Genomic DNA, 11,565 nt, shown 5'->3' with positions numbered 1-11,565 from the left:
TATATTCCGTTTAATCCTATCCAAACTTTTCTCTACAAACTTACGATGACAGGTAGGATAGTCAATTCGCCTTGTAATCGCCTTAAAAAATATTTCAAAAAGTTTGGATGATAAATTTATTTCTATAAATTTGGTTAACCAAATATTGGTCGACCAAAAATTAGTTAACCAAAAACCAATTGTATGAACAAGCAGAGTTTGCTTCTAGTTTCATTAATAGCGTTGTTTTTTAGCTGTAGCAAGAAGAAAACTAGCAGTACGCCAGAAATTCTAAAATCTGAGGAACAGGCTAAAACCAGTACCGATGGCCCAACGCTTAGCGCCAATGGTACTACGGATACTTATCAGCTCATCAACAGTGTGTTTGGTGGGACAGGAGACGTAATTGAAGCGCCTGATTGCAGTCATCTTGGTTTCGGTAAGCACATTACTCAAGTTTACGATAATGATTTGAAACGCAATGTATTCGCATTTTTGATACATGTGAGTCCAGACAACGATAAATGCGAAGACTCAGATCGTCAGCGTAATGAAATTAAAACATACGATAGGTCGCCAGAAAACTTAAAAGCAAGTAGAGACGAACGTGTGCTCTACCGGTGGAAGTTTAAACTAGATGCCAATTTTAAGCCCTCGAGTGATTTTACCCATATCCATCAATTGAAACCGATTGACGGCGATAACCAGCTGCCAATTATTACCCTTACTCCGCGTTATCGTGCAGCTGGAGATGTGATGCAGGTGATTCATACAGGGGAAACCGACGCCACCTCCCAAAAGTACATTGTGAGTGTACCTCTTTCTGATTTCAAGGGGCAGTGGGTAGAGGTAATAGAAAGGGCAACTTTTTCTTTCGATGGTAAATATGAAATACAAATCAATAGAATTAGCGACGGAAAGGTTTTGGTGAAACAGGCCTTTACCAATATAGAAATGTGGCGCAAGAACTGTACAAGTAGCAGACCAAAGTGGGGAATTTACAGGCGCCTACTACAAGCAGATGCGCTTAGAGATGAAACAGTGCTCTTCAATGATTTCAATATCACAGAATATTAGTGGAATAAGTGATTATGCTGGTTAACAAGGCTCCAGCAGATTATCCAGAATTAACGCTTTTCAGATTAGTAATTAACTGGAGGTTTTAAATCTCCTTAACCTATAACCAAAAATATAAAATGTATGAAAAGACTTTTACTACTATTGTTTTTTAGCTGTTTTGCGGCAGTTAGTTTTGCTCAAACTACTTATTATTGGGTTGGAGGAACTTCCGAAGCTAATATTGGAACGGCTTCCAACTGGAACACGCAATTGAACGGTACCGGCACAAGTCGATCAACCATTTTATCTACTGATGTTTTAGTGGTAGATGGAACCAACATTGGAGGTGCTGTACAAACCACTGGTACGGCGTTAATACACGTTAACGCAGCAACTACAGCGCAACTAAAAATTATCAACGGTGCTTCGGTAAATCTTGTTCGAGTGGCAAGTTCCAATGGTACACTTACCATTGCAAATAACACTTTAGGTGAGGCGGGCTTAACTATTGATGCTACGTCGTCTTTATTAGTGAACAATGCCAGTTATGTAGGTAATCTTTATATCGATTTTCCCGCTACTGCTACTGGAAGCATTGCCGGTACGTTTAAAATCACTCAAGGAGGATCCACCGTACCATCTTCTAGCCCACGTGTAACCTGCCGTACAGTAGGAGGTTTGGTGTTTACTAGTGGTGCTACATTTGACTATGATAACACGTTAAACTATCCGTTTGGCTCGGTAGGTTCAGGCACCAGTAACTCTTCAAATGGAGCGGTAGTGTTTCAAAGTGGTGCAAACCTAATATGTAATAGTGTTTTTAGTCCCTTTGGAAGTAGTTCTACTAATGCAATTGTTGATTTTAGACCAGGAAGTAACTACTATATCAAAAAAACAATAACCACGGGTTCAGTAACTAACGCAAAAACATTTGGCAACGTGTTTCTTCAAAATGGAGCTACGCTTACCACTGATGGCGCCGCAATGAACAAAATCGAGAATTTTACTATTGATGCAGGCTGTAACGTAAATGTGAATGGATCTACAAGTACACCAATTCCATTGTTGGGAAACTTAGTGGCTAATGGCAATATCAACGGTACAACTTCAGGAGCTGGGAACTTTATTTTGTCGATGTCTGGAAGTAGTCCTCAAACTATCAGTGGAAGTGGAAACATTGCCGTAACTGGCTTTGTAGTGGGTGATCACTCGACGGTTACTTTAGAAAAAAATATTACCGTGGTAGGAAGTTCTAACATTTATGGAACGCTGAATTTTGGTACTTTTCAAATAGATGGTGCAGGTAGTTTCACTTCAAGAGTCGCATTCGAATCAGCTTCTGGTACTAGCTATACTAACGCAGCTAATACAATTACCGATGGGTCTTATCAAATTACTATCCCAGTAAGTTTAGGTTTGTCATCGTTAACAGGATTGGAAATTACTGGTCCGGGTATTCAGGCAAATACAAATATCGTGTCGTATTCGAGCGGCAATGGCCAAGTTAACCTTTCTAAACCAGCTATAGCAAGTTCTGTAGGCGCAACAATTTCGTTTAAAAGCAATACATCTACTTTAATCACCAGTAACGTTAATGGACTTAGTGCAACTGGAAGCATTGCCGCAAGCGGTACCGTTAATAATAACGCCGGAACAAACGTTGTTTTTAATGCTGCAACGGTTAGTCCGTTCACAACAAGTAATAACGCATTAGGTAACGTTACATTTAATGCGGCGGCAACTACTAACAAGAACATTACAGTTACTGGCAAGCTTACATTGAATAATAGCAAACTTACTATCCGAGAAGCCGATGTATTGACTATGGGTGCTGCTGCTACTTTTGATAGTGGGCTAGGTGCCAATGCCTATGTCGTAACTTCTGCAAATACGAGTACAGGCGATGTTGGAAAAATTAAATTAACTGACATAACTACAGGCACCGTAATTCCAGTTGGTACGGCTACAAACTATTTGCCGGTAACTTTAAGTCCAACTACGGCTTCTACCTTTGAAGTTAACGTTTTTGCCGGCGCTACTGCTGATGGAACACCTAACGGAACTGCATTAACAGCGGCTCAAAAATTACGAATGGTTGATGCCGTTTGGAACGTAGTGCGCACTAGCGGCTCAGGCAATGCCGATTTAACAGTTAACTGGCCAAATGCGCTGGAAGGAGCTGATTTTTCTCTGTTTGGAAATACTTCAATCGGCATAGCGAATTATAACGCAGGTGTTTTTGGTACTTTCGCAGGACTGGGCAACGCTGTGGCAAATACAGCTGCCATTAACACAGGTAACTTCTCAGCTTTTATAGTTGGCGAAGCCAATACTACTTTGCCTTTAACGATGTTGGGCTTTTCGGCAAAACAGAACTTAAATACTGTAAAGTTAGATTGGAGGACAACCGACGAGAAAGACCTGAAAAATTATGTTTTACAGCATAAAAGAGATGGCAATTATGAAACTATTTACACTGCCAATCCAAATAATAAACCGGGCATATTTAACTACAGCTTTGTTCACCCTACGCCATTGGCTGGTACAAACTATTACCGTTTAGTGGCAGTTGATCTTGACGGAACTACTCACACATTTGATGAAGCTGTTAAGGTGAATTTAACTAATGCCATGAGTGTTTATCCGAACCCGGCAATTGGCAACAGCATTACCGTTTCTGGAGTAGTTAGGGGAGATGTGATTAAATTGCAAAATATTCAGGGCCAAGTGATTACTAGAAAGGTGGCAAATAACAACACAGAACAAATTGATGTGCAGTCAATAGCTGCTGGTACATATTTGATCTCCATAGAAAATGAAGGTAAAACTACAAGCACTAAAAAAGTGATTAAAATTTAAAATATGTTTTTGATTGCAAGTCTGAATGTTTATTTTTGGTAGACCAGTTAATTGGTCTACCAAATTAAAAATGTAAAATGAAATCATTAATAGAAAATATAACCGCTATCCGTTTAGAATCTCCAGTAGATAAAATCATCGGCCAGCTTAAACAACTGATTGTTTCCGGACAGTTAAAACCAGGTGATCGACTTCCAGCTGAAAGAGTACTTTCTGAGCGTTTTGGCGTAGGGCGAAGCTACATCCGCGAAGCGATTTTGAAATTGGAGTTTTACGGTTTGCTTAAAACTAATCCACAAAGTGGAACTTATGTAGCAGGCCTAAGCATTAGTGTGATAGATAACATCATTTCTGACATCATTAAGTTTAATAAAGATGATTTCAATGCTTTAATCGAAGCTCGTTATCACCTTGAATTGAATGCGGTAAAACTAGCTGCTGAACGTCGTACCGAGGAAGATTTGCAAAGCCTTCGAGAGGCAATGGAAGCCTACGAAAAGAAAGTGGCAATTGGTGGCGATGCAGTAGAAGAAGACATGGTATTCCATATCAAAATTGCAAAGGCAACTAAAAATTCGGTGATTGAGTCGATGATTTTGATCTTAGTTCCAGATTTGATTAAGAACATTGTGGAGAATAAGATTTGTGGCGATAACAGAGCGAAAACTGCCATTGAAGAACATAGGATGATTTATGCCGCTATCGAATCAGGTCATATGGCCAAAGCTGAAGAAGCCATGGCAGGTCACCTAGATGAAATATGGCAAATTAGTAAAGCAGGATTTGCGGCTCAAAATATCATAGAAAAAGCAGAAATATAATTCAATATAGGGATAACCTAGTTTAATCATTTTATATCAAAACAAGCGTATGAACTACTTCAAAAAAGTGGTATTAGTATCTTTTTGTGTCCTATTTTCCTCGGTTGCTTTAGCTCAGGTACATCCTAGTTTGATGCTTACCAAGGCTAATGTAGCCGCGGTAAAAAAGGGTATAGCCAGTTATCCATTATTAGGTCAATCGTATCAAACGGTTAAAGCAGCTGCTGACAAGGCATTATCAGAGCCAATTACTGTTCCGGTACCACAGGATGGTGGAGGTGGATATACTCACGAGCAGCACAAAAGAAATTATAGCAATATGCTCAATTGCGGCATCGCTTATCAAATATCAGGTGATAAAAAATATGCTGACTATGTAAGCAGGATGCTATTAAATTATGCCGCTCAATATCAAAAATGGCCGTTACATCCAAAGAGCAAAAACAAAGCCGATGCCGGTCGTATTTTTTGGCAATGTTTAAACGATTTTGTGTGGCAAATTTATACCATACAAGCTTATGATTTGGCATATAACGGAATTACCGCTTCAGAAAGAAAGACAATTGAAGAGCAGTTGTTTATGCCAATTTTAAAGTTTTTTACGGAAGATAAAGTGGAAGTTTTTAATAAAATTCACAACCACGGAACTTGGAATTTAGCTGCAGTGGGTATCACCGGTTATGTGTTAAACAAAAGAGATTATGTAGAAAAAGCATTGAAAGGATCTAACAAGGATGGTAAAAGCGGTTATCTGGCACAAGTGGATCAGCTCTTTTCGCCGGATGGCTATTATATGGAAGGCCCTTATTACCAACGTTACGCCTTGCTGCCGTTTATCCTATTTGCTAAAGCAATCAACAATTACGAACCGCAACGCAAAATTTTCGAATACCGAAATCAGTTGCTAGCCAAGGCGATACAAACTTCCTTACAAACGTCTTATACAGATAAAACTTTTTTTCCTATTAATGATGCTATCAAAGATAAAACCTATGAATCCGTAGAGTTGGTTTATGGAGTTGATTTGGCGTACGCCGATATCAAACCAGAGGTGGATTTATTAGATATCGCTCGTCAGCAAAACAGGGTAATTGTTTCTGATGCAGGTTTAAAGGTAGCCGCTGATTTGGCCGCAGGTAAAGCAAAGCCTTTCAAGTACCAATCTTTATGGATTAGAGATGGTGGTAAAGGCGATGAAGGCGGTGTTGGGATTTTGCGCTACGGCGCCAATACGGATCAGCAGGCAGTGTTGTTGAAAGCCTCTTCGCAGGGAATGGGACATGGTCACTTTGATCGTTTGAACCTGCTGTACTACGATAACACTACGGAGATATTTCCTGATTACGGATCGGCTCGTTTTTTAAATATCGATACTAAAAATGGGGGCGGTTACTTGCCCGAAAACAATACTTGGGCCAAACAAACAGTAGCTCATAATGCCTTGGTGGTTGATGAAACTTCTCATTTTGATGCCGAGTTGGATCCGGCTAGTTTAACTAGTCCTCAATTACTTTATTTCAATAATGCACCTCAACTGAAGGTAGTAAGTGCTACAGAGCCGAATGCCTATAAAGATGTGCAAATGACGAGAACGGCTGCATTAGTGAAATTGGAGGGGATGGAAAAACCACTTTTGATTGACGTGGTACAGGCGAAATCAGATAAAAACCACCAGTACGACCTACCATTTTGGTATAAAGGACAATTGGTAAATACCTCTTTTCCGATGAAGGCGGTTACCAACCAGTTGAGTGCTTTGGGCAATAAAAATGGCTACCAACATTTATGGTTAAATGCAAGCAATAAATTGGCTAGTAAAAGCGGTTTAGTTGGACTTTTGGTGAAGAAAAGATTTTACACTACGCATTTTGTATCTAACAATCCTTTAGAGGTGAAGCTGGTTTCGATTGGCGCAAATGATCCTGAAATGAATTTAGTAGATGGAAAGGCTTTTATGTTGCGCAGCAGCGGACAGCACCAAACTTTTGTAAATATTACAGAAACACATGGCGGTACTGATCCAATTAATGAAACCGTAGCTGCGGCGTTGCCCTCTATCAGCGAACTGAAACTGTTGCAGTCGGACGAGCAAAAAACAATAGTGACTTTTAAGTTTAAAAACAGAAGCTATACCTACGGAATCAATTATACAGACAAACAGAATTATATCAATTTTAAATAGGAATTAGTAGCTAGGAATTAGGAAACTAGTCGAAAAACCAAACAACCATCCAAAAAAGCAATTAACCAAACACCAATTAACCAAACACCAATAACCAAAGAGCAATTAAACAATATCAATATATGCAAAGCGAATTATTTCAAATAGAAACTGAAACAACCTGGGAAGATTTAGGAAACGGTATACAGCGTAAAATTTACGGTCACGATGATCAAATTATGTTGGTGAAAGCCAAGTTTGAGGCAGGTGCAGTGGGCACTTTACATGAGCACTACCACGTACAAGTAACTTATGTAGAAAGTGGCGTTTTTGAAATGACCATTGGCGATGAGAAAAAAATCATCAGAAAAGGAGATGGTTATTACGTGCCACCTCATGCTGTGCATGGCTGTGTTTGCATTGAGCCAGGGATTTTAATTGATGTTTTCGCTCCTCATCGTGAGGATTTTATCAAATAAATGGACCAATTTTTAGCGCTCTCATCAAATATAATCAACCAATTAAACCTAAAATATTTGAACATGAAAAAACTAATAATGAGTTGCTTTTTGATAGCAGCTGTAAGTTTTTGCAAGGCACAGGAAACCGCTGAGTTTAAAAAAGTGACCTACCCAACTGGTTATACAGAGCAATTGAATGTGGTATATGCTAAAGTTGGCGACTGGGAAGGTAAAATGGATCTTTATTTAGCTCCACAAGAGAAAGGCCCTTCGCCTATCGTCATCAACATCCATGGTGGAGGTTTCAATAAAGGCAGCAAAGAATCTCAAACGGGTTTCAACACTTTTTTCAAAAATGGCTACTCAGTAGCTAACATTGCCTACCGTTTGGTGCAAGTAGCGCCAGCACCAGCGGCGGTACAAGATGTACGTTGCGCATTAATTTATCTGATCAAAAATGCAAAATCCTTAAATATTGATCCAAATCGTATTGTAATTATGGGCGGTTCAGCAGGAGGTCACTTAGCTTTAATGGGCGGTTTACTAGGTAACGATACTAAGTTCGATAACAATTGTCCTGGCGTAAAAGATGTGAAAGTTGCTGCCATTATTGATAAGTACGGCATTACTCATGTAGGCAATTGGAAAAGTCGCTCGGCTACTTGGTGGTTAGGAGAGAGGTCTAACGATCAAGCATTTATCCAATCGGTTTCGCCGCTTTATCAGGTGAAAAAGAATAGTCCGCCGGTATTTATTGTACACGGAGATGCTGATCCGGTTGTGCCTTATCAGCAATCTGTTGACTTAAAAAATAAGTTGGACGAAATGGGGGTGAAAAATAAATTCATGACCGTACCGGGTGGTGAGCATGGCAAGTTTCCGGCAGACAAAAACTCTGAAGTAAACAAAGCCATCATCGATTTCTTGAAGGAGCTAGGTATCCACAAATAAGCCTAAGGCGATATTCAACTAATGAAAAAAATCTTCAACATATATTTGGTTATGGCTGCTATTGCTAGCTTGAGCTTAGGTTTAAGCTATGCAATACAGCCTTTTTCAACAAGAGTAGCTCAACCAATTATTGTGGCCAATAGCCTACAGCTTAAGCGAGTTTTAGCTACCGCCAAGCCCGGGGACTCAATCATTTTGAAAGATGGCACCTATGATGGCAAATTTGTAATTGAAGCAGAAGCTAGTGGTACGGCCAAACAACCTATTGTGCTTATTGGCGGCAGGGGCGCAATTTTAGATGCTGGAAATAACCAAACTGGGTACGTGCTGCATTTAAAAGCCAGTTTTTGGAAGCTTAGAGGATTTACCGTAAAGAATGCATTGAAAGGCATTGTAGCAGATGGTGCCTGCAATAATTTGATTGATGGTCTGTTGGTAACCGATTTAGGGGAAGAAGGTATTCACTTCAGAATGTTTTCCAAACACAATGTGGTACGCAACTGCGAAGTTAACCATACGGGCAAGAAAAATCCAGGTTATGGTGAGGCAATATACATCGGCTCTGCTTATAGCAATTGGCCAAAATATACTGATGGAAAACCAGATCAATGTGATTCCAACCAAGTCATCAATAATAAATTAGGTCCTTATGTTGCTGCCGAGTGTATCGATGTAAAAGAAGGTACTACAGGCGGGATCATCAGCGGAAATACTTTTGAAGCACAGGGTATTACTGGTGCAAATAGTGCTGATAGTTGGATGGACATCAAAGGCAATCATTACCTCATCATCAACAACACGGGTTATAATACGCAGCCTTCGGTACTTACGGATGGTTATCAGGTGAATTGTGCCTACGAAGGATGGGGGAGTTACAATAAGTTCGTCAATAACACTTGCCATGTAAATGCCGATGGTTACGGCATTAATGTACGCTTAAAAAGCGGCAAAGGTGAGGCTATTGGCAACTTGGTTTATGCCGATAATAAAGTAAATGGCGCTGCAAAAGGTGTCACTAATATTGATATAAAAAATAAATAAATGAAAGTAAAAGGCTTAAGGTGGTGGATTATTGCCCTTATTGGTTTAGCAACCGTAATTAATTATGTTGACCGAAGTGCGATCAATATCCTTTGGCCTTATATCTACAAAGAGTTTGGCATAGCCGATGTGGACAATAAAAGTGCGCTGGCATTAATTACCACATTTTTTATGATAGCTTATGCATTGGGGCAAACCTTTACGGGCAAGCTGATGGATGCAATTGGTACAAGATTAGGCATGGCTTTTTCTATTATTGCATGGAGTGTTTCTATCGCCTTGCATGCGTTTGCAAAATCACTAATGTCTTTTAACATTTTTAGGTTCATGTTGGGTTTCAGTGAAGCTGGAAACTGGCCTGGCGCTACAAAAAGCAACGCAGAGTGGTTCCCGGCAAAAGAAAGGGGAATTGCTCAAGGTATTTTCGGTGCAGGAGCTTCTTTAGGTTCGGTGGTTTCGGCACCAATTATTGCTGCGCTATATTTAATGTTCGGCTGGAAAATGACCTTTGTGCTTATTGCAGTTTTGGGCTTAATTTGGATTATTCCGTGGCTGTACATCAACAAAGCTACGCCTGATCAGCATCCTTGGATTACAGAAGAAGAGCGTAACCACATTTTAGCAAAACCTGAAGTAAAAGAAGTAAATGCTGCGGTAGATCAAGCGCCAGTACTTACTTGGAAAGAGCTGCTGAAGTTTAGAAATACATGGGGTATTATTACTGGTAGGTTCTTCATTGATCCGGTTTGGTGGTTGTTTGTGACATGGTTGCCAACTTTTTTAAAGGAGCAGTTCATGTTCGATATCAAACAAATTGGAGCTTTCACTTGGGTGCCGTATCTATTTGCTGCCATCGGTAGTTTATTAGGTGGTTATCATGCTTCCATGCAAATTAAAAAAGGTATCGAGCCACAAAAAGCTCGTAAAAATGCCATTGCCGTGGGCAGTGTAATTATGCTGGCTTCTTTGGTGGTTATTGTGTATCAACTTGGTACTTTAAAGGATACACCAACCTTGGCAATGGTGTTAATTGGCCTAACCTTGTTTGGTTTTCAATACCTCATTGGTAACATCCAAACGTTACCTAGCGATTATTTCAACGGTAAAAATGTAGGTACCGTAGCGGGTATGGGCGGTACTGCAGCGGTAGCGGGTACCTTGCTTACTACTTGGGCGGTTCCTGTAATCACACAAACCAGTTATGTGTCCTTTTTTGTACTGGCTGCGGTTTTAGTGCCAGTATCTTGGTTATGTATCAAATATATTTCATCTAAATAATAAAGAATTAAATAATAACAATATGCGTTTAAAAAACAAAGTTGCAATAGTTTCTGGTGGTTCTAGAGACATAGGAAGAGCAGTTTCTTTGCAATTGGCAAAGGAAGGTGCAAAAGTGGTAGTTAATTACTTTGATAATGAGCAATTAGCCCAAGAAACCTTGCAAATGATTAAGGATTTAGGAGGCGAAGCGATTATAGTAAAAGCAGATATGACCAAAGCGGCCGATGTAGAAGCTTTAGTAGAGCAAGCTAAAACTGCGTTTGGTAACGAAATTAACGTTTTGGTAAATGTTGTAGGTGGCTTAGTGGCTCGTAAAACAACTGCTGAAATGGATGAAGATTTCTGGGATTTCGTGATGAACGTTAATTTGAAGTCGGTGTTTTTAGCGGTTAAGGCCGCTTCACCTTATATGCCTTCAGGTTCTTCTATCGTTAACTTCTCTTCATTAGCTGCCAGAGATGGCGGAGGCCCGGGAGCGAGTGCCTATGCTACTTCAAAAGGTGCAGTAATGACTTACACCAGGGCTTTGGCAAAGGAGTTTGGCCCCAAAGGGATTCGAGTAAATGCTTTAGCTCCGGGAATGATTGCCACTACTTTCCACGATACTTTCACTAAAAGCGAAGTTAGAACAAATGTAGCCAACGCTACTGCTTTAAAAAGAGAAGGCGATGCTAAGGAAGTAGCTGACTTAGTAGCTTACCTAGCTTCAGATGAATCAAGTTTCCTTACAGGTAATAACATCGATATTAATGGCGGTTTGGCATTTTCATAATGCTGCTACGCCTCAACTGTTGCTGATCATCAATTGGTTAGCAACAGTTTAATACACTCATAATTTCCCCTCCATCATTTAAAAGTGCTCTCTTTTAAAGCAACCAAACCAAAATATTCCATTTAACCATCAAATATTTTTGGAATATAAATAATAATGATATATTTGGTAAACCAATTT

Annotated in this window: 9 protein-coding genes; all 9 read left to right on the top strand. The window is 39.8% G+C overall.

The features are described 5' to 3' along the window. Positions 1–183 precede the first annotated feature (183 nt). The 9 genes from DUT68_RS17950 (at position 184) to DUT68_RS17910 (ending at position 11,385) form a co-directional block, all read left to right on the top strand. Positions 184–1,056, top strand: a complete 873-nt coding sequence (locus DUT68_RS17950) for a heparin lyase I family protein (RefSeq protein WP_113639616.1) — start codon at positions 184–186, stop codon at positions 1,054–1,056. A gap of 123 nt (positions 1,057–1,179) precedes the next feature. Further along, on the top strand, positions 1,180–3,897 hold the full coding sequence (locus tag DUT68_RS17945; RefSeq protein ID WP_113639615.1) for a T9SS type A sorting domain-containing protein: 2,718 nt from the start codon (positions 1,180–1,182) through the stop codon (positions 3,895–3,897). 77 nt (positions 3,898–3,974) lie between these two features. Then, positions 3,975–4,718, top strand: coding sequence for a FadR/GntR family transcriptional regulator (locus DUT68_RS17940; protein ID WP_113639614.1), 744 nt, complete (start codon positions 3,975–3,977; stop codon positions 4,716–4,718). A gap of 49 nt (positions 4,719–4,767) precedes the next feature. After that, positions 4,768–6,900: a heparinase II/III domain-containing protein gene (locus DUT68_RS17935; protein ID WP_113639613.1), complete on the top strand. Its 2,133-nt coding sequence runs from the start codon at positions 4,768–4,770 to the stop codon at positions 6,898–6,900. Positions 6,901–7,022: 122 nt separating this feature from the next. Continuing rightward, complete coding sequence (locus DUT68_RS17930) at positions 7,023–7,358, top strand: cupin domain-containing protein (protein WP_113639612.1); 336 nt, start codon at positions 7,023–7,025, stop codon at positions 7,356–7,358. A 63-nt stretch (positions 7,359–7,421) separates the two neighbouring features. After that, on the top strand, positions 7,422–8,291 hold the full coding sequence (locus DUT68_RS17925; protein WP_113639620.1) for an alpha/beta hydrolase: 870 nt from the start codon (positions 7,422–7,424) through the stop codon (positions 8,289–8,291). Between the two features lie 21 nt (positions 8,292–8,312). Beyond that, positions 8,313–9,332, top strand: a complete 1,020-nt coding sequence (locus DUT68_RS17920; protein ID WP_237088377.1) for a right-handed parallel beta-helix repeat-containing protein — start codon at positions 8,313–8,315, stop codon at positions 9,330–9,332. Then, positions 9,333–10,610: an MFS transporter gene (locus tag DUT68_RS17915; protein ID WP_113639610.1), complete on the top strand. Its 1,278-nt coding sequence runs from the start codon at positions 9,333–9,335 to the stop codon at positions 10,608–10,610. A 22-nt stretch (positions 10,611–10,632) separates the two neighbouring features. Then, positions 10,633–11,385 (top strand): SDR family NAD(P)-dependent oxidoreductase, encoded by a 753-nt coding sequence (locus DUT68_RS17910; protein WP_113639609.1) that lies wholly within the window; start codon positions 10,633–10,635, stop codon positions 11,383–11,385. Positions 11,386–11,565: the final 180 nt, after the last annotated feature.

The sequence above is a fragment of the Pedobacter zeaxanthinifaciens genome (genome assembly GCF_003313335.1).
Classification (GTDB): Bacteria; Bacteroidota; Bacteroidia; order Sphingobacteriales; family Sphingobacteriaceae; genus Pedobacter; species Pedobacter zeaxanthinifaciens.
Note: the sequence above shows the minus strand (reverse complement) of the source record. Positions and strands in the feature narration are given on the sequence as shown.